Source organism: Vreelandella sp. 162(4c) (assembly GCF_058152265.1).
Genome location: NZ_CM176981.1, coordinates 2,360,980 through 2,379,849 on the forward strand (window position 1 = coordinate 2,360,980; position 18,870 = coordinate 2,379,849).

The 18,870-nt window shown below is 57.3% G+C and carries 17 protein-coding genes; 12 read left to right on the top strand and 5 right to left on the bottom strand.

Annotated elements, in window-relative coordinates:
• Positions 1-35: 35 nt before the first annotated feature.
• Positions 36-281: a hypothetical protein gene (locus tag AC4EYZ_RS10855; RefSeq protein WP_474191290.1), complete on the bottom strand. Its 246-nt coding sequence runs from the start codon at positions 279-281 to the stop codon at positions 36-38.
• Positions 282-397: 116 nt separating this feature from the next.
• On the opposite strand from AC4EYZ_RS10855, the gene AC4EYZ_RS10860 reads away from it, so the two are divergent.
• Both AC4EYZ_RS10860 and rapA read left to right on the top strand, forming a co-directional pair.
• Positions 398-1,201, top strand: coding sequence for a TlpA family protein disulfide reductase (locus AC4EYZ_RS10860; RefSeq protein WP_474191291.1), 804 nt, complete (start codon positions 398-400; stop codon positions 1,199-1,201).
• A gap of 113 nt (positions 1,202-1,314) precedes the next feature.
• The gene (gene rapA / locus AC4EYZ_RS10865) at positions 1,315-4,260 is read left to right on the top strand and encodes an RNA polymerase-associated protein RapA (RefSeq protein WP_233974751.1); all 2,946 of its coding nucleotides are present in this window, start codon (positions 1,315-1,317) and stop codon (positions 4,258-4,260) included.
• On the opposite strand, the gene AC4EYZ_RS10870 is transcribed toward rapA, so the two are convergent.
• Positions 4,257-5,159 (bottom strand): TIGR01777 family oxidoreductase, encoded by a 903-nt coding sequence (locus tag AC4EYZ_RS10870; protein WP_457548008.1) that lies wholly within the window; start codon positions 5,157-5,159, stop codon positions 4,257-4,259. The genes rapA and AC4EYZ_RS10870 overlap by 4 nt on opposite strands.
• A 492-nt stretch (positions 5,160-5,651) precedes the next feature.
• Here AC4EYZ_RS10870 and AC4EYZ_RS10875 point away from each other — a divergent pair, with 492 nt between their 5' ends.
• The 8 genes from AC4EYZ_RS10875 to AC4EYZ_RS10910 all read left to right on the top strand — a co-directional run bounded on the left by AC4EYZ_RS10875 (position 5,652) and on the right by AC4EYZ_RS10910 (position 13,292).
• A complete protein-coding gene (locus tag AC4EYZ_RS10875; RefSeq protein ID WP_009288159.1) occupies positions 5,652-6,572 on the top strand; it encodes a MerR family transcriptional regulator in 921 nt (306 codons plus the stop codon).
• A 71-nt stretch (positions 6,573-6,643) separates the two neighbouring features.
• On the top strand, positions 6,644-8,071 hold the full coding sequence (gene phrB / locus AC4EYZ_RS10880) for a deoxyribodipyrimidine photo-lyase (protein WP_474191292.1): 1,428 nt from the start codon (positions 6,644-6,646) through the stop codon (positions 8,069-8,071).
• 31 nt (positions 8,072-8,102) lie between these two features.
• Entirely contained in the window at positions 8,103-8,534 is a 432-nt protein-coding gene (locus AC4EYZ_RS10885; protein WP_022520889.1) for a nuclear transport factor 2 family protein, read from the top strand.
• 36 nt (positions 8,535-8,570) lie between these two features.
• Complete coding sequence (locus AC4EYZ_RS10890; RefSeq protein WP_474191293.1) at positions 8,571-9,356, top strand: SDR family NAD(P)-dependent oxidoreductase; 786 nt, start codon at positions 8,571-8,573, stop codon at positions 9,354-9,356.
• On the top strand, positions 9,353-10,720 hold the full coding sequence (locus tag AC4EYZ_RS10895; protein ID WP_474191294.1) for an NAD(P)/FAD-dependent oxidoreductase: 1,368 nt from the start codon (positions 9,353-9,355) through the stop codon (positions 10,718-10,720). The genes AC4EYZ_RS10890 and AC4EYZ_RS10895 overlap by 4 nt, the downstream gene beginning before the upstream one ends.
• Positions 10,720-11,517 (top strand): DUF1365 domain-containing protein, encoded by a 798-nt coding sequence (locus AC4EYZ_RS10900; RefSeq protein ID WP_474191295.1) that lies wholly within the window; start codon positions 10,720-10,722, stop codon positions 11,515-11,517. Before AC4EYZ_RS10895 ends, AC4EYZ_RS10900 begins: the two co-directional genes overlap by 1 nt.
• Positions 11,514-12,782, top strand: coding sequence for a class I SAM-dependent methyltransferase (locus AC4EYZ_RS10905; RefSeq protein ID WP_474191296.1), 1,269 nt, complete (start codon positions 11,514-11,516; stop codon positions 12,780-12,782). The genes AC4EYZ_RS10900 and AC4EYZ_RS10905 overlap by 4 nt, the downstream gene beginning before the upstream one ends.
• Complete coding sequence (locus AC4EYZ_RS10910) at positions 12,783-13,292, top strand: DUF2878 domain-containing protein (RefSeq protein WP_474191297.1); 510 nt, start codon at positions 12,783-12,785, stop codon at positions 13,290-13,292. It begins immediately after the preceding gene.
• On the opposite strand, the gene AC4EYZ_RS10915 is transcribed toward AC4EYZ_RS10910, so the two are convergent.
• A complete protein-coding gene (locus tag AC4EYZ_RS10915) occupies positions 13,270-15,111 on the bottom strand; it encodes a putative bifunctional diguanylate cyclase/phosphodiesterase (RefSeq protein ID WP_022520894.1) in 1,842 nt (613 codons plus the stop codon). The two genes, AC4EYZ_RS10910 and AC4EYZ_RS10915, sit on opposite strands and share 23 nt — an antisense overlap.
• Before the next feature lie 281 nt (positions 15,112-15,392).
• On the opposite strand from AC4EYZ_RS10915, the gene fabA reads away from it, so the two are divergent.
• Both fabA and fabB read left to right on the top strand, forming a co-directional pair.
• A complete protein-coding gene (fabA, locus tag AC4EYZ_RS10920) occupies positions 15,393-15,908 on the top strand; it encodes a 3-hydroxyacyl-[acyl-carrier-protein] dehydratase FabA (protein WP_022520895.1) in 516 nt (171 codons plus the stop codon).
• Positions 15,909-15,921: 13 nt separating this feature from the next.
• A complete protein-coding gene (gene fabB / locus AC4EYZ_RS10925; protein ID WP_022520896.1) occupies positions 15,922-17,139 on the top strand; it encodes a beta-ketoacyl-ACP synthase I in 1,218 nt (405 codons plus the stop codon).
• A 102-nt stretch (positions 17,140-17,241) separates the two neighbouring features.
• On the opposite strand, the gene AC4EYZ_RS10930 is transcribed toward fabB, so the two are convergent.
• Together AC4EYZ_RS10930 and AC4EYZ_RS10935 are read right to left on the bottom strand one after the other, a co-directional pair.
• Positions 17,242-17,976, bottom strand: coding sequence for a lysophospholipid acyltransferase family protein (locus tag AC4EYZ_RS10930; protein WP_022520897.1), 735 nt, complete (start codon positions 17,974-17,976; stop codon positions 17,242-17,244).
• A complete protein-coding gene (locus AC4EYZ_RS10935) occupies positions 17,973-18,863 on the bottom strand; it encodes a sugar nucleotide-binding protein (protein WP_022520898.1) in 891 nt (296 codons plus the stop codon). The genes AC4EYZ_RS10930 and AC4EYZ_RS10935 overlap by 4 nt, the downstream gene beginning before the upstream one ends.
• Positions 18,864-18,870 lie beyond the last annotated feature (7 nt).

An 18,870-nucleotide genomic window follows, 5' to 3' on the forward strand; every position in this document is an offset into this window, starting at 1 on the left:
TGGAACTGGAACGGCAAAAACACAAGCAACGCTTTCTAACGCTCCTCGCCTTCCTCAAGATATCGCCTGCGTTCAGCGAGCTGCTTTTGAAGGCGTTTGCGTCGGTAAAGCCGCACCAGCGCAATCGTTAACGCAGTGATCAGCATGGCGGCCAACACCACACCCTGCCAGGGGCGAGCCGCATTGCCCATCACCGTTTCCAGAGTCATTATCAGGATCAAGCCAATCGCCTGGGATCCGATCGCTAGTGCGCGCAGCTTATCGAAAGCGGGTGGGGGCATAACGTCTCCGTAATTTTCAGCTCAAATGATATGGTCTCCTAGTGTACCTGCTTCGCAGCATGCTTAACTGGGAACCCAAATTAAAAACCTACGTTGAAAACCTGAACGGGAAATCCATGAACGCCATTGCTCTCGGCCCGCTACTGATTTCGCTACCACGCCTGTACGCCGTTGGCTGCGCGCTGCTGCTACTGCTCTGCGCGCGCTTCTTGCTAGGGCTGCCTCGCCCGGCTCAGCAGCGCTGGTTTACCGGGCTTATTATTGTTTGGTTAGTGGGCGCTCGGGTGGGCCATATCCTGCTCAACCTGGATAGCTATAGCGCCGCCCCGCTTGAAGCGCTCAAAGTGTGGCAACCCGGCTACCATGGCCTATGGGGGATGACGGCTGGCTTGGTATGGACGGCCTGGACGCTGCGGGCGCGGTTATTGGCTATGGGCGGTGCAATGGCCATGCTGGTCGCCGCCTCCAGCCTATGGCTGGTGCTGGTCACCCTGGCGCCCCTGGGCAATGACTTTGCGGTTGACGCCCTACCGAAGATCACCCTTGAGGATGTGGAAGGCAATGACGTGCATCTGCCCTCACTGACCGACAACGCTGACCTGATTATCGTCAACCTGTGGGCGACCTGGTGCCCTCCCTGCCTGCGTGAAATGCCGCTGCTCGAGGAGGCCGCAAAACGCGATGGTGTCAGCGTGGTGGTTGCTAACCAAGGCGAAGACCTACTGCCCATGGTGCGCTACCTGGATGAGCAGCAGCTTGAATTTCGCTACGCCCTGCGTGACCCCAGCCAGCAGCTGATGGCGCTTTTTCAAGCACCGGGATTGCCCACCACAGTGCTGTTCGACGGCCAGGGGAACACCCTGGATATCCACGTTGGCGAGCTTACTCGCGCCCAGCTGGATAGCTGGTTACAAGATTGATGCCGATACACCTTAATCCCCCCGCTGCTTTGCGTTAGAATCCCCCGCCCTGTTGCTGCCGGCGCTCACTACCGGCGGCAGTCGACCCGTTTTGCAGACTCTCCCGAGGCATCATGAGCGATTTTTCTCCCGGCCAACGCTGGATTAGCGACGGCGAAGCCGAGCTTGGGCTCGGTACCGTGCTTAACTGCGACGCCCGTAGCGTTACCATTTTGTTCAGTGCCAGTCAGGAAACCCGTACCTACAACACCCGCCAAGCCCCGCTGACCCGCGTTATGTTCGGCAGTGGCGACCGCGTACTCTCTGCTGACGGCTGGCAGATCGTTGTCGATGACAGCAAAGAGTCCAACGGCCTGATCACCTATATCGGTGAAGACAAGGAAGGCAATCTGCGCGAGCTGCCCGAGGCCAAACTCGCCGATACCATGCAGTTCGACCAGGCTCGCGACCGCCTGCTGACCGGCCAGGTCGATCGCAACGACTGGTTTGATTTGCGCTTTCGTACCCTGCACCACTATCAACGTATCGAGCAGCACAGCGCGCTAGGCTTTTCCGGGCCGCGCATCGATCTGATACCCCATCAGCTCTACATTGCCAATGAAGTGGCCAACCGCCATGCACCCCGGGTACTGCTGGCGGATGAAGTGGGCCTGGGTAAAACCATTGAAGCTGGCCTGATTCTGCACCGCCTGCTGCTCAATGGCCGTGTTGAGCGGGCGCTGATTCTTGTGCCCGACAGCCTCACTCACCAGTGGCTGGTCGAGCTGCTGCGGCGCTTTTCGCTCAACGTCTCGCTACTGGATGAAACCCAGAGCCAGGCCCACGGCAGCGCCAACCCCTTTGAGAGCGCCCAGCTGGTGCTAGCGAGCCAGGGCTGGCTATTTGCCAACCCTCAGCGTCAAGAGCAGGCACTGGCCAGCCAGTTCGACCTGCTGATTGTTGACGAAGCGCACCACCTCGACTGGAGTGAAGAAGGCAGCGGCCCCGGCTATCGGTGCGTTGAACAGCTTTCGGCGGTGATTCCCGGCCTGCTGCTGCTCACCGCGACCCCCGAACAGATGGGTATCAAGAGCCACTTTGCCCGCCTGCGGTTGCTGGATAGCGAGCGCTACCACGATCTTGAGCGCTTCAAAGCCGAAGAGAGCCACTACACCGAAGTGGCCCGCGCCATCGACGCCTTGGAGGCACTGCCTGACGACCCTAGCGCCCGTAGCGACGTCTCCGCGGTAGCCGATGACCGCGACAGCCAAGCGCTGCTGGCCATCCTGTGCAACCCAGAGGCAAGCAAAGCGCAGCAGGACACCGCTCGCGCCCAGCTCAGCGAAGCGCTGCTGGATCGCCACGGTACCGGTCGAGTGATGTTCCGCAACAGCCGCCGTCACGTAGGGGGCTTCCCGGAGCGACGCCTCAACCTAGTGCCCTTAGCGCTGCCTTCGGCCTACCGTCGCGTCGTGCGCCGCTTAGAGCGCGATGATGATTACCTTGACGAGCTGCTGATCGAGACCGGCATGGATCACCCCGACGTGCTGATCTACCCCGACGCGGCCTACCGCGAGCTCAGCAATGACCCGCTCAACGGCGAAGACTGGTGGCACATCGACCCGCGGGTTAACTGGCTGCTGGAAAAGCTCAGCGACGACAGTGAGAACGGCTTCGCTAACGAAAAAGTTCTGGTCATTGCCCACCACCGGGAAACCGCCGAAGGCCTTGCTGAAGGGCTACGGGTACTGGGTGGCTACCACGCGCCGGTGTTCCACGAAGACCTCTCTCTGATTGAGCGTGACCGCGCGGCGGCGGCGTTTGCCGATGAGGATGAGGGCGTACAGGTGCTGGTCTGCTCGGAAATTGGCTCAGAGGGGCGCAACTTCCAGTTCTGCCGTCACCTGGTGATGTTCGATATGCCTCAGCATCCGGATCAGCTCGAACAACGCATCGGCCGCCTGGATCGCATCGGTCAGCGCCACGCCATTGAACTGCATATTCCCACCTTCGAAGGCAGCCCCGGCGAGCGCCTGCTGCGCTGGTACCACGAAGGTATGGATGCGTTCAGTGCCCCCCATGGGGTCGGCAACGAGCTGTTTGATGCCTTTGGTGACGCCCTGGCTGATGCCTTGCTGGATGATGAGGCACTTGACGAGATCATCGCCGAAACCCGCACGATGTTTAGCGCCAAGCTGGCGGAGCACGATGCGGGCCGCAACCGACTGCTGGAGCTCAACGCCTGCCGCCCCGCCCGCGCTCAGCAGGTCATCGACGCAGTGCGCGAGCTTGATGATGACGCCGCCCTGCCGCGCTATCTTGAGCGAGCGCTGGATATTTTTGGCGTGGATAGCCAGGACATCGGCAAGGGTTTAATGCACCTGCAGCCCAGCCAACATATGCTGGATGGCCTACCGGGTCTGGTTAAAGGTGAAGAGGGCTTTACCGCCACCTACAGCCGCTCCCAGGCGCTGGCCCGTGACGATGTGCAGCGGCTCTCCTGGGAACACCCACTGCTGCGTGAAATGATGGGTCGGGTGCTGGATGGCACCATGGGCAACTCGGCGCTGGCTCTGCTGCGCCACGACGCCATTCCCAGCGGCCGCTTGATGGCCGAGCTGGTGTTTCGCACTCACTGCCCGGCACCCAAGAAGCTGCACCTTAACCGCTTCCTGCCACCCACCGCGGTGCGTTTGCTGCTGGATGAATCGGGCGCCAACCTGACCAGCAAGATCTCCTTCACCGGCTTGGGCAAAAACCTGCAGAAGGTCAACAAGTCGCTGGCGCGGGATTTGATCAAGAGCCGTCACGACCAGCTGCGTGAACTGCTAACGCAGGGTGAAGGCGAAGCCGAGCGCCAGTTGCCCAGCATCGTCGAGAACGCCGAAGCGCGTATGCGCACTCAGTTGGACGCCGAGATTGCCCGCTTAACCGCCCTGGCTGAGCACAACCCGGCGGTGCGCAGTGCGGAAATCGACGCGCTAAAAGATGAGCGCAAGGCACTTAGCGAAGCCATTGAAAACACCCGCCTGCGGCTGGACTCAGTACGGGTGATTATCACCGTTGATGCCGACCGCTAAAGGATCGCCTCAAGCGCCTTGTCCAGGGTGGGGTATTGGAAGCTAAACCCTGCCTCTTCCAGGCGCACGGGGCGCATATCTGCTCCGGTCAGCAGTAACCGCGACATTTCTCCAAAGCCCGCTTTTAATACAAAAGCGGGTACTGGGAAAATGGCCGGGCGATTGAGGTGACTGGCCAGGGTTTTAGTGAAGGTGGCATTAGTCACTGGATGCGGGGCACAGCCATTGAAGGCACCGCTCAAGCCCTCTTGATTGATGAGAAACAGGATCGCCGCGACTAAATCGTCGCGGTGGATCCACGGCATAAACTGCTCGCCGCTGCCAAAACGGCCACCCACCCCCCACTTAAACGGCGGCAGCATCTTCTCCAGGCTGCCTCCACCCGCCTCTAGCACTAGGCCAATGCGCACAATTGCCAGCCGCACGCCCATGGCCTCAATAGGCTTAGCGGCTGCCTCCCACTGTTTGCACAGCCGATGGGCAAACTCATCGTTAGGCATGGTCTTCTCAGTCACCACGCGCTTGCCCTGATCGCCGTAGTAGCCCATCGCTGAACCCGACACCATCACCTTGGGCAGCGGCTGGCCGTTAGCTTTGAGCTGCTCGCAAAGCGCCACCAACTGCTCGGTCGCCGCCACCCGGGAGTTAATCAGCTTGGCTTTCTGCTCATCGCTCCAGCGCTTGGCGGCAATCGGCTCACCGGCCAGGTTAACCAAGGCGTCCGGCGGCGATTCAATAAACGCCTGGGCGCTATCGCGAATGTCACAATTGTTCGGCAAACGATCCCGCACTTGGTGAGGCGAGCGGGAGACCACCTGCACCTCGTGACCCTGTTCAACTAACTGCCGGCATAGTCGCTGGCCGACAAAGCCACTGCCTCCGGTGATTAATACACGCATGGGGTTTTGCTCCTGTTGGTGGCATCGTTGAAATCCTGCATAGCCGCCTGGCCGACACTTACCTATCAGGCTAGTTCACGCGGCCGTCAGGCGCACAATGATGATCAAAAGCGCTGCTTATCGCTGGCGCTATGCGCAGCCATCAACTACTTGCGCACATGATTTCTTATACAATGCAAGTGGCCTGGCTCTGTGCGGCGACAGCTTCCGCGACGGCCGCGTTGAGGATGCTTGGCTATCCGGCCACCGTTTAGGAAAGGCGCTAATAGGCCGGTCGGTTCAATAAAGAGCGAGCTTAAATGATTAAGAAGGATTCTTATAAAGGTTGTACCGGGTAGCGACAAGTTGTACAAATGGGCATACAGTATCGTGCTAATGTTTAGTTTTTAAATCAGGCAACCTTTAAATGGAACATGAATCACCTTCGCCGCGGCGAACAATAACAAGCCCCTGCAGCGCCGCGCTGCAGTCAACGAAGAGGTACTGGCGCCCATGAGTCTTAAGGCGACCCACCCCCCCGATACGCCACTCTATCCGATACGCGAGGTTTCTCGCTTAACTGGGGTGAATTCGGTCACGCTTCGCGCCTGGGAACGACGTTACGGGCTAATTCGCCCCCAGCGCACTCCGAAAGGTCATCGTCTTTACGCTCAGGACGACATCACCCGCATCGAACGCATCCTGCAGTGGCTCAATCGTGGTGTGCCGGTCAGTCAAGTCGCCGACTTGCTTGACCAGCCAGAAACAATTGAAGCCCCGTCACCTGATGCCGGAGACTGGGCGAGCCAGCGCCAGCAGTTGCAAGCTATTATCGAAGCGTTGGATCTCGCCAAGCTGGAGGCGTTTTATCATCAGAGTTTGGCGCTCTACCCACTGAGCGTGGCCATTAATGAACTCTGGCAGCCAGTTATTTTGACCTTAGAAGCCAAGTGGGCCATTCAGGCAGACCAGCTTGTTCGCCGCACGTTGGAAGCCTTTCTGCGCAGCCAGGTGGGCATCCGCTTGCACTATGCCAATCAGGCTACCCGTGGCCCGCTGATTCTACTCAACGCCATGCCCGACGACCCCGGCCCGCTGTGGGTACTGATGTCGGCGCTAATGGCCAGCGAGCAGGGCTACCGGGTGCAGATGCTTGACCACTCGCTGCCGCTTGAGGATCTTCCCCAGGCAGTGGCGCGGCTGCACTCGTCCATGGTGCTGCTCTCTAGCGGTCAGCGGGAGAGCGATAGCTATATCAACCAGGCGCTGCCTAAAGCGGCTGAGACGCTTAACGTACCCATCGGCGTATGCGGCGAAGTGGCTCGTCTGCGCGAAAACGATTTGCGCGATGGGCCAGTACACATGCTGGGCGATGACCTGCCTCAGGCGATTGCCCGGTTGCGCCCACTGTTACGCGAGTCTGGCGTACTCTAACCAGCGCGCCTTCATTCTGGCCGTTCGCCTTCGTGGCGACCGGCCATTTTTTTGTGTCGCAGGAGGCTCCTATGACCGGAAAGCCTATAAAGCATCAGTTGATATGGCTGCGCAGCGACCTGCGTATTGACGACAACAGTGCCCTCGCCGCCGCCGCGGTTAAGGGCCCTGTGATAGCGGTGTTTTTGCGCAGCATTCCTCAGTGGCAAGCGCATGGCCACGGCGCTAATAAGCTGGATTTTTGGGCGCGCGGCGTCGCTAGCGTCAAAACGGCGCTTAACGGTTTGAATATTCCGCTGCTGCATCGCGATATTGAACGTTATGACCAGGCACCCGAGGTGCTGCTTGAGATCGCTCGCGAATATGATGTTGAGCAGTTGCACTTCAATCACGAGTACGCGCTCAATGAGCGCCACCGCGACCAGGCTGTGCAGGACGCCTTTAAGCAGGCCGGGATTACCGCACATGGCTACCACGATGCCATAGCGTTTGCCCCCGGCAGCCTGCTAACCGGGAAGGGCGACTACTACGGGGTATTTACACCGTTCTCCAAGGCGTGGCACAAGCAGGTCAGCGCTGATCAGTTGGCGCTGCGCGCGACGCCACAGGTACAAGCGGCGCTGGATATTCAAAGCGACCCGCTGCCTGAACTGCCCGAACTTGATAGCTCCCCTATCGATGGGCGGCTGTGGCCTGCCGGTGAAAATGCCGCGGCGGATAACCTAGCCCGCTTTCTGCGTTTTCGGGGCCGCCACTACAACGCCCAGCGCGACCTACCCAAGGTGCGCGGCACCAGCGAACTATCGCCCTACCTGGCACTCGGCATGATCTCCCATCGCCAGTGTCTACAAGCAGTGATGGCAGAGAACGGCGGGGATTTAGCCGATGGCGATATTGGCCTTACGACCTGGGTCAACGAGTTGGTCTGGCGGGAATTTTATCAGCACGTAGCGGTGGGGTTTCCGCAGGTATGCCGTTACCAGCCCTTTCAGGAGCATACCAAGCAACTAGCTTGGCGTGACGATGACGAAGGCTTTCAGGCTTGGTGCGAGGGGCGTACGGGATATCCCATTGTTGATGCCGCCATGCGCCAATTAGTGAACACCGGCTGGATGCATAACCGACTGCGCATGATCACGGCGATGTTTTTAAGCAAGCACCTCCTGATTGATTGGCGGCGCGGCGAGGCTTTCTTTATGAAGCATTTGGTGGATGGTGAATTCTGCGCCAATAACGGCGGCTGGCAATGGGCGGCCTCTACGGGTACTGATGCTGCGCCCTACTTCCGTATTTTCAATCCCACCACCCAATCCACCCGTTTTGATGCGGACGGTGAGTTTATTGCCCACTGGCTGCCTGAGCTTGCCAAACTACCCGCCAAAGCGCGCCACGCGCCACCTCAGGATCTGCTTAGCGACGTCGATTATCCAGCGCCTATTGTCGATCACAAGGCAGCACGTCAGCGCGCCTTAGAGGCATTTAAATCGCTCTCTAAATAAATCTGTTGTAGCAACTACTAGGGAGACCGTGATGGCTGAGCCTGCGGTATTAGAGGCGTTCTGCGCCTTTTTCAATAAACTAGACAATACCTGTACAGAAAAGCTATACGAGGTATATACTGAAAATATAATTTTTAGTGACCCGCTGCACCATATTGAAGGTCGCGACGCGTTAGCGCTTTATTTTTCAACCATGTATGAAAATGTCGAGCAGTGCCACTTCACTTACCACACTCGACAGTTACAGGGTCAGCAAGCATTTGTCACCTGGAGCATGACGTTTATTCATCCCCGATTGGCAGGTGGCCAGCCGGTCAATGTGGAAGGCTGTAGCGCACTTACCTTTGCCGCCGATGGGCGCGTTGAGCGTCATCGCGATTATTTTGATGCGGGCGCCATGCTTTACGAACATTTACCGCTGATGGGAAGCGCCATTCGCTGGTTAAAAAAACGCCTTGCCTAAGCGATAACATCACCGCAGGGAACCCGAGGAGGCTTAATGAGCACATGGAAAACGCCCCAACGCATTTGGTTAACCGGTGCCACCTCCGGCATTGGTGAAGCGCTTGCGCGTAAGCTCATCGCCCAAGGCCACCAGGTAGTGCTTAGCGCGCGCAGTGACGAAGCACTCGAAGCTCTGTGCCGGGGCCACCCCAATGCCCACCCTCTCCCGCTGGATATCAGCGACCGTCAAGCAGTGCTCAAGGCGGGTAACGACATCCGCGAGCAGCTCGGGGCGTTAAATTTGGCGCTCTTTAATGCCGGCACCTGCGAATATCTGAATGCTCAGCAGTTCGATATGGACTTAGTCGAGCGGGTTTTGAAGCCCAATCTATTCGGCACTTTGTACGGCGTCGAAGCCGCACTGCCGCTGTTGCGCGCGGCGCGCAAAGAGGGCCTCCTGGCTCGGTTAGCCGCCACCTCCAGCGCTTCAGCCTATTTACCGCTACCTCGTGCGGAAGCCTATGGGGCGTCTAAAGCCGCGGTAAGTTACTTTTTAGAGTCGCTGCGCTTAGACCTTGATCAGGAGGGCATTGAGGTCAGCCTGATCCACCCTGGCTTTGTGAAAACGCCGCTCACCGAACGTAATGACTTCCCTATGCCGATGCAGGTAACGGCAGAGCAAGCAGTTGATGCCATTATCGCGGGGCTGGTGAAGGGGCGGCTGGATATCCACTTTCCACGCCGGTTTACCTATCTGGTCAAATTGCTGGGCATTTTGCCCCCCACTGTGCGCCGTCAGATTGGCCTGCGCATGACCCGCAGCCAAAAGGAGTCGTCATGAGCGCCATGGCATCGCAAAGTTCTGGGGCATCACAACGTATTGCCATTGTTGGCAGCGGTATTAGCGGCATGGCAGCAGGCTGGTACCTCTCCGCCCAACATGACGTCACGCTGTTTGAAGCAGATTCACGCCTGGGAGGGCACACCGCCACCATGGACGTGAACGTTGCGGAACACTCCTACGCTATTGATACCGGCTTTATTGTCTTTAACGACTGGACCTATCCGCACTTTCAGCGCCTTATGGCCACCCTGGGCGTCGCCTCACAAGCCACCGAAATGAGTTTCTCGGTACATGAAACAGCGCGGGACTTTGAGTACAACGGTCATACCTTGGGCTCGCTGTTTGCCCAACGACGCAATTTGTTTAATCCCTCTTTTTATCGCCTGCTGGGCGACATTCTGCGCTTTAACAAGCAGGCCACCAACGCGCTGGAGAGCCAACAGCTTCCCGAATATATAACCCTGGGTGAATACCTGGATCGCAACCACTACAACCGCGATTTTCAGCAGCGCTACTTACTGCCCATGGGGGCTGCCATCTGGTCGGCCAGCATCAGTGATTTACGCGCTTTCCCGCTGGCGTTTTTTGTGCGTTTTTTTCGCAATCACGGCCTGCTATCGGTCAACCATCGCCCCCAGTGGTACACCCTGGTGGGCGGTTCGAAAAGCTATATCCCCGGTCTGACGGCGCCCTATGCATCGCGTATTCACCTCAATACACCGGTCACCCGAATTACCCGCAACAGTACCGGCGTTAGTATCACCACGCCCTCCGGAACCCAGCGCTTTGACCAAGTAGTGCTCGCCTGCCACGCCGACCAGGCCCTGGCCATGCTGGGCGACGCCAGCGGCGACGAGAAAGCGATCCTCGGCGCCATGCCGTACCAGGATAACGAAGTGGTGCTACATACCGACACCGCCCTGCTGCCGCGGCGCAAGCGCGCCTGGGCGAGCTGGAATTACCGCCTGGATCAGCGCGATAGCGAAGCACGGGTATCGGTCACTTACGCTATGAATATCCTTCAACGGATAGAGAGCGACACCACTTTTTGCGTGACCCTGAACGACAGCGCCAGCATCGATCCCAGCAAGGTGCTGGGCCGCTACACTTACGCACACCCCCAGTTCACCCTGGCTGGCCAAGCGGCTCAGGCACGACACGCCGACATTTCGTCTACGGCCCATCGCACCCACTTTTGCGGTGCTTACTGGCGTAACGGCTTCCACGAAGACGGCGTGTGGAGCGCACTGCGGGTGGCGCAAGCGTTAGGCTGTGATGAAGCCGCCCCGCCGCCTGCGCCACCTTCCGCGCTACCTGCCCATGAGCTGCTAACGCCGCAAGGTGTCGAGGGGCTGAGTTGATGGCTAGCATGCTGACTGAAATGACAGCTGGGATAACCACCCAGCCACGCTCGCGTATTTATCGTGGCACCCTACGCCACCGGCGCTTTACGCCCAAATCCCACGCCTTTAGTTACCAGCTATGGATGGCCTGGCTGGATCTGGACGAGCTGCCCGAGCTGTTCGACAAAGTGCCCGGCTTTAGTACCCGTCGCCCTGCGCTGGCACGCTTTCGCCGCGAAGACTATCTGGGCCCGGTTGACCGCCCGCTAAAAACCGCCGTTCGCGAAGAGCTAATTCGGCAGTTGGGAAGTGCACCTAATGGCCGTATCTGCGTGCTTACCCAGCTGCGTACATTAGGCTGCATGTTTAATCCTATTTCCGTCTACTACGCCTACGACCATCTGGGGCGACTGACAGCCGTATTGAGTGAGGTCACCAACATGCCCTGGCGGGAACGCACCCGCTACGCCAGCGCGTTGGATCCCTCACGCCATAGTCACCAAGCGCATTTCGATAAAGACCTCCACGTCTCGCCGTTTAACCCCATGGAGATGACTTACCGTTGGAAGTTTAATGCACCCGGCGAAAAGCTCTTTCTGCATATGGAAAATTGGCAGGATCAGCAGTGCCATTTTGATGCCACGTTGACCCTTGACGCCTCACCCGCCACCCGCGGCACGTTGCTAAAAGCCTTGGCTCGCCAGCCATGGATGAGCCTGAAAACCATTGCGGGTATTCATTTTGAAGCACTTCGCCTGTGGCTGAAGCGCGTCCCCGTTTATAACCACCCCAAGCGCAAGGAGACTTCAAAGTGACGACCCTGCGTTCCACGCCCCCTAACCTTCAACCGGTTGCCGAAAGCCGCTTAACCAAGTGGCTAAAGCCACGCCTAATGGCCCAACTGGACACCTTTCGCGGCGGTCGTATCACCCTGATTGAAGGCGATCAGTGTCATCACTTAGGTCAACAAGGCCCGTTGCAAGTGACCGTGGTGATTCGCCACTCTCGTGCCTGGAAGCGCCTTGCCTTTGGCGGTACAGTGGGGGCTGCAGAATCGTACATGGACGGCGATTGGGACGCCGACGATCTGGTCACCCTGGTACGGCTGTTCGCTGCCAACCTTGAGCATGTGAATGGGAAAATGGAGAACGGCAGCGCTCGCATTGCCCGCTGGCTGCTGGGTGCCGCCTACCGCTTTCAGCGCAACAGCCTAACTGGCTCGAAACGCAATATTGCCGCCCACTACGATATTGGCAACGATCTGTTTTCGACGTTTTTAGATCGCCACCACTGGATGTATTCAAGCGCCGTGTTTCCCTATCCCGAAGCCAGCTTGGAAGAGGCCTCTACCTACAAGCTCGACTTGATGCTGGAAAAGCTCGATGTGCAGCCCGAGCATCACCTGCTAGAGATTGGCACTGGCTGGGGAGGGCTGGCGATTCATGCAGCCAAAACCCGTGGCTGCCGTGTCACCACAACCACCATTTCGGACGAGCAGCACGCCCATACAGCAAAACGCATCATGGAAGAGAGGCTGGAGGACAGAATCACCCTGCTTAAGCAGGATTACCGGGAATTGACCGGCCGCTATGACCGGCTCATTTCGGTAGAGATGATTGAAGCGGTGGGGCATCAGTACCTCGATACCTACCTCAACAAGCTGGATAGCCTGCTGACCGACGATGGGCAGGCCATGCTGCAAGCCATCACCATCCGCGATCAGCGCTTTGAAGAAGCTAAACGCGATATGGACTTTATCAAGCGCTACATTTTTCCTGGCGGCTTTCTTCCCTCGCACCACGCCATGTTAACCAGCGTTATGCGTAAAACGTCGCTGAACATCGTCGCGCTGGATGAAATTGGCCCGCATTACGCGCGCACATTACGCGAGTGGCGCCACCGCTTCGAAGCCAGCCTGGAGCAGGTGAGAACACTGGGCTACGACGAGCGCTTTATTCGCATGTGGCGTTACTACCTGTGCTACTGCGAGGGTGGTTTTATCGAGCGCTCCATCGGCACCTGCCACCTACTGCTGGCGAAACCCGCGGCGAAACCCCTTCCGCTCACAGGCGCGCTCTAAATGGTATCGTGCAAGTGGCAGACGCTGGTGTTGAATGCCCTGCGCTTTGAGGCTGGCTGGCTACTATGCGTACTCGGTGGTTCATGGGTAGCAGCCTTTGCAGGGGGCAGCCTGTTGGCCTGGCATCTATGGCGCTGCGCGTGGCCCGGAGAGTGGCGCTTTATCGCCGGATTTGCGCTGCTGGGACTAGTGATTGATGGAGGCTTGCAATTACTAGGTGGTTTCAATTTTAACGATCAAACGCTGGTGCTAGGGCTTCTGCCGCTATGGCTATGGATGCTCTGGCCGCTGTTTGCCACCCTGGTCTATCACTCACTGGCCTGGCTGTGGCGCTACCCGCTGCTAGCCGCGCTATGTGGTGCCATTAGTGGCCCACTCTCTTATTATGGCGGCGCACTACTGGCAGAGGTGACCCTGTCGGCTTGGTTACTGCCCGCTCAGGCGCTCGTTTGGGCGTTGCTTTGTGTGGGTATTAGCTATTTTAAGCCTATGAGGCAGAGGGAACGGTGACTGGTGCAGGCACCAGACGTTTTTCCAACTCAGCGGCGGCAAGCGGCCGAGCAAAGTAGAACCCCTGTACGGACGTGCACCCGGCATTAACCAAGAACTGACACTGCTCTTTGGTTTCAACACCTTCGGCAATCACTCCTAGCCCCATGCCTTCCGCCATCGCTAGCACCGCCTTAACAATCGAGGCGTCCGCCTGATCGTGCGGCAGCTCTTTAATGAAGGCCCGATCGAGTTTAATTTTGTCCACCGGCAAGCGCTTCAAATAGCCAAGCGACGAATAGCCCGTACCAAAGTCGTCGATGGCAATCGCAAAGCCTTGATCCCGTAGCGCCTGCAAGCGTGGCCCCATATCCCCCGCACGCTCGTCGAGTAGCACCGACTCCGTCAGCTCTAAGCCAATTTGCGAAGACTTCAGTTGGTAACGCTTTAGGCAGGTCGTCAGTTGGCTCTCCAGGTCACCTTGAAACAGCTGCAGTGCCGAAATATTGACCCAAATTGTTAGCTTGGGCATAGCACTATTACGCCAATGGGCCTGCTGGGCACAGGCTTTTTCGATCACCCAGGCTCCCAGTTGACTCATTAAACCATGCCTCTCGGCCAACGGAATAAAGTCGCCTGGGGAAATCATGCCATCCTTGGGATGGCGCCAACGCAGTAACGCCTCCATGCCCACCAACTCGCCGCTGGCAGGGTCATGCTGGGTTTGATAATGCAGTTCCAACTGGTCACCGGAAATAAGCGCGGCGCGCAGGTCACTGACCAGCGCCAGTTGAGGATTATCCTGCTTATCCAGCGCCGGGCGAAAGCGCTGACTTAAGTTACGTCCTAGCCGTTTGGCGCTATAAAGCGCCGACTCTAAGCGCTGGAAGAGTACGCCGGAGTCGTTACCATCTTCAGGCACGCGACAGCTGCCAATCGTGAGCCCTAAGCGCAGCGAGTGGTCGTTAATTTCAAAGGGCCGACTCATATGCTCACGCAGGGTGGCTACCCACTGGTCGTGATCGTCAAAAGTGGTGGTACGGATTACCATAAACTCATCGCCGCCCAGGCGCCCTACCACGCTCCCTGCTACATAGCCTGTTAGCCGCTGGGCAAAACGTGCTAACAGCCGATCACCCTGCTCAACCCCCAGGCTATCGTTGACTGATTTCAAACCATCTATATCCACCAGCGCCATATCCAGGCTCTCACCTGCGCGTAAATGGCGCAGCCGAGAGGCAAGCAGATCGTGGAGACGGCGACGGTTAGGCAGCCCAGTGAGAGGGTCCTCATAGCCGATACGGCGTAAATCGCGCTCACGAGCTTTTTGTGCCGAAATATCGGCAAACAAATTAATAAAATGGGTAATGTTGCCGCGTTTGTCGGTCACGGCACGGACTTTTAGCCACTCGGGGTACTCGTCGCCGTGTTTACGGCGGCTCCACATTTCACCTTCCCAGCGGCCGGTGCTTTTTAGCGTACTCCAAAACGTTTGATAAAAGGCTTTGTCATGGCGCGGGGCTGCCAGTGTCTCCAGCTTCAGCCCTTGAATCTCTTGGCTGGCATAGCCGGTAATTTCGGTAAATGCTGGGTTAACCACCATCACGCGATTTTGCGCATCGCTAATCACCATGGCATCGCTGGCAAGTCTTAACGTATCTTGCGACAGTCGCAGACGTAGCTGCTGTTGACGCACTTGTTTCCAGGCGTCCCACAGCCCAAGCGCGACCAGCGATGCTGCCACCAGACGTAGCATCGCATCAGGTATCCAAACACAGGCGGGAAGCGCCGTCAGTGCGACCCAAACTAACGGACGATTGAGTGAAACAGGAAGCCACATGGCGATTCGCTATACCCTATACAAATTAACTCAGATAAAAATTAGCGTTAGGTGCCATGCTGATCATGCCGCCTAATAAGTCACTTGGATACTCTATATTACGGCAATGGAACACTTATTGTGCATAATCGGTTATTAATGAGCCAAGCCGCTCACTTTTAGTGCTATCGGCCAACCCGCTAAAATCTCTAGTGATGGACGATAAATAGCCTGTTACGTGCATTCAGCGGTTTCGGGAAGTAGACTAGCCACACAACCAATTTGATATTCGGAACGATTCAGTGACCAAGCAACATTCCTTTGATCGCGAAGAACTGCTGGCCTGCTCCCGCGGCGAGCTATTCGGCCCCGGAAATGCACAGCTCCCGGCTCCTAACATGCTGATGCTTGATCGCATCAAGCACATTCACGAAGAGGGCGGTGAGCATGGCAAGGGCGAGCTGATCGCCGAGCTGGATATCACGCCTGACTTGTGGTTCTTTGACTGCCACTTCCCTGGGGATCCCGTTATGCCTGGCTGTTTAGGGTTAGACGCCATGTGGCAGCTAGTCGGGTTTTACCTGGGCTGGCTAGGCCACCCTGGTCGCGGACGTGCGCTTGGCTGCGGCGAAGTTAAATTCAGCGGACAGATCCTGCCGGATGCACAAAAAGTGACCTATAGCATTAATATTAAGCGTATTATTACCCGACGTCTTATCTTGGGTATCGCCGACGGCACCGTAACCGTCGACGGACGCGACATTTATCAGGCTAATGATCTGCGCGTTGGCCTATTTACCTCCACTGCGAATTTCTGAACAGGAGGCTCCCATGCGACGAGTGGTAGTCACCGGCCTTGGCATCGTATCGTGCCTTGGCAACGACCAACGACAGGTCCTGGACGCGCTCAAAACTGGGCGTAGCGGTATTCGTTTTAAGGAAGAGTATGCCGAGCGTGGCTTCCGTAGCCATGTGGCAGGCAGCGTCGATATCGATCTTGAAGCACTCATTGACCGCAAACTGCTCCGCTTTATGGGCGACGCGGCGGCCTATGCTTACGTTTCTATGGCCCAAGCCATCGAAGACGCTGGACTAAGCGAAGCGCAGGTCTCCAACGAGCGTACGGGGCTTATTGCGGGCTCTGGCGGTGCTTCAAGCGCTAATCAGGTTGAAGCAGCCGACATACTGCGCGAAAAAGGTCTGCGCCGCGTTGGTCCTTATCGCGTCACTCGGACAATGGGTAGCACTGTGTCAGCGTGCTTGGCAACGCCGTTTAAAATCAAAGGCGTCAATTACTCCATCTCTTCTGCCTGCGCGACCTCCGCACACTGTATTGGCAGCGCGATGGAACAAATTCAGCTTAACAAGCAGGATGTGGTATTTGCCGGTGGCGGAGAAGAGGAGCACTGGACCCTCTCCTGTTTGTTTGATGCCATGGGTGCGCTCTCTACCCACTACAACGATACCCCTGAAAAGGCCTCACGCCCTTACGATAAAGCTCGTGACGGCTTTGTTATCGCCGGCGGCGGTGGCATGCTGGTGTTGGAAGAACTCGAGCACGCTAAAGCCCGCGGCGCCAAGATCTATGGCGAACTGGTGGGTTACGGCGCGACTTCTGACGGCCATGATATGGTCGCCCCTTCGGGAGAAGGTGCTACGCGTTGCATGCGTCAGGCGATGGCAACGGTCGATGGTGATATTGACTACATCAATACCCATGGCACTTCGACACCCGTCGGCGATGTTGCCGAACTGAAGGCGATACGCGAAGTGTTTGGGAATACAACACCCGCCATGAGCTCGACCAAATCGCTCACCGGCCACTCCCTGGGGGCTACCGGTGTACAGGAAGCGATCTACTCACTGCTGATGATGCAACACAACTTTGTTGCCGCCTCAGCGAATATCACCGATTTGGATGAGCAGGCCGACGGCTTTGATATTGTCACCGAACGCCGCGATGACGTGACGATAGAACGTGCCTTGTCTAATAGCTTCGGCTTTGGCGGTACCAATGCGTGTTTAGTCTTCCAGCGTTTCAACGACTAACGCTACGGCTACTCGCATGATAAGCATAAAAACGGCGCCCATTGGGCGCCGTTTTTATGCTCAGGCTTTTATGTACAGGCGTAACGTATACGCAAAAGACGGTTACCGAGAGGTAGGCCGTGGCACGTCTGAAATTTCCTGTAACTGCGCTTCAATCCACGCCTCGACGTCTGCGAGCACTTCATCGGGCATACGCCCGGCTGTTTCAATCGGCTTACCAATGCGCACACGCAGTACGCCTGGCCGCTTAACCCAGTGGCGGCCTGGCCAGCGTTCACCCGCATTATGAGCCACCGGCAATACCGGCACCCCTGCCCGACACGCCACCACGCTACCACTTTTGTTATAGCGTTTGCGGATGCCTGGATCTACCCGTGTCCCTTCAGGAAAAATCAGTACTGAAAGCCCCGTTCCCAAACGCTCGACGCCTTGAGTAAGCACTTGCTTCATCGCCCGTGCTGGTTTCGAGCGGTCCAGACTAATCGGGCGAAGCAGACGCAACCCCCAGCCAAAGATTGGCAGGCGCAGTAATTCGCGCTTTAACACGGTACATACCGGTGGCTTCATCACCTGTAGAAACACGGTTTCCCACTCACACTGGTGGTTGGCTTGAATCACACACGGGCCACTGGGCAGGTTTTCCCGCCCTTGGATGTCGTAGCGCACCCCACAGGCAATACGAAACCACACCATCAAAAAGTAGTTATACAAGTTAAGCAATCGGTAGCGGCCAGACAGTGGAAGAAACGGCGCAATGGGCAGAAACAGGATGCCGATCATCAGCATGGCCAAAAAGTAGCCAGCATAAAAGACCAAGCTGCGAACCACATTTATCAAGCCGACGCTCCTGTATTGCTGACACGGTTACTTTCACGGGTTAAACACCACGTATCCAACATACGCCCAGCCTCTAACCGCCACGGTTTTTGATGAACGCCAAACACATCCAGCACACGCCGGCAGTTCAAAACGCGCCGTAGCTTTGCATCATGATGATGTTTAAGCGGCTGAACCTCGCCGAGGGTAATCTGCTCACCGCGCCCCTCAAGGTGCGTTAACAGCTGAGTACGCACCATGGAGGTAAAGGTAAAGGCGCTGACCGGCTCGGTGCCAGCAAGATGGTAAGCCCCCCAAGCCTCAGCACCGCTGACCTGCTGCTGTAGCATGCCAATCAGCGCCATGGCAACGGCATCCGCGGAGGTCGGGCAAAAAATCACATCCTCCGCAGCGCGCACTGCCTTCCCGAGTACCAAATCACCAATGATGTCATTTAGCCACGCATGGCTTCCTTCCAGCGCAAACAGCGGGCCTAAGCGCACAATCAAATGACGCCGAAACTCCGCACGGATGCGATCACCGGTCTGCACCAGACGGCGCAAGCTATCATCCCGTGGCGCGGGCACCACATGCTCATCAATGGGGACATCCAAACCATCTTCATAGAGCTGATCGGAGACACACCATATCAACGCTACGTCTTGCGCCTGGCAGGCATCCAGACAAATATCTACCGCATCGGCATGCGCCGTCACATCCGCTGGCGCCATATTCAGTGGATGGGCCAACGGTGGAATAATCACGGCGTCGGGGGCTATCGCCTCAAGACGAGAGGCGGTAATGATTGTACCCTGTTCAATGACTAACTCCGTATCGGCGCGACGGCTTGCTTCCCGAGCCAGTGCCAAGTTTAAGCAGTGGCCGGCATCCAATATCAAAAGTTTCACAACCATC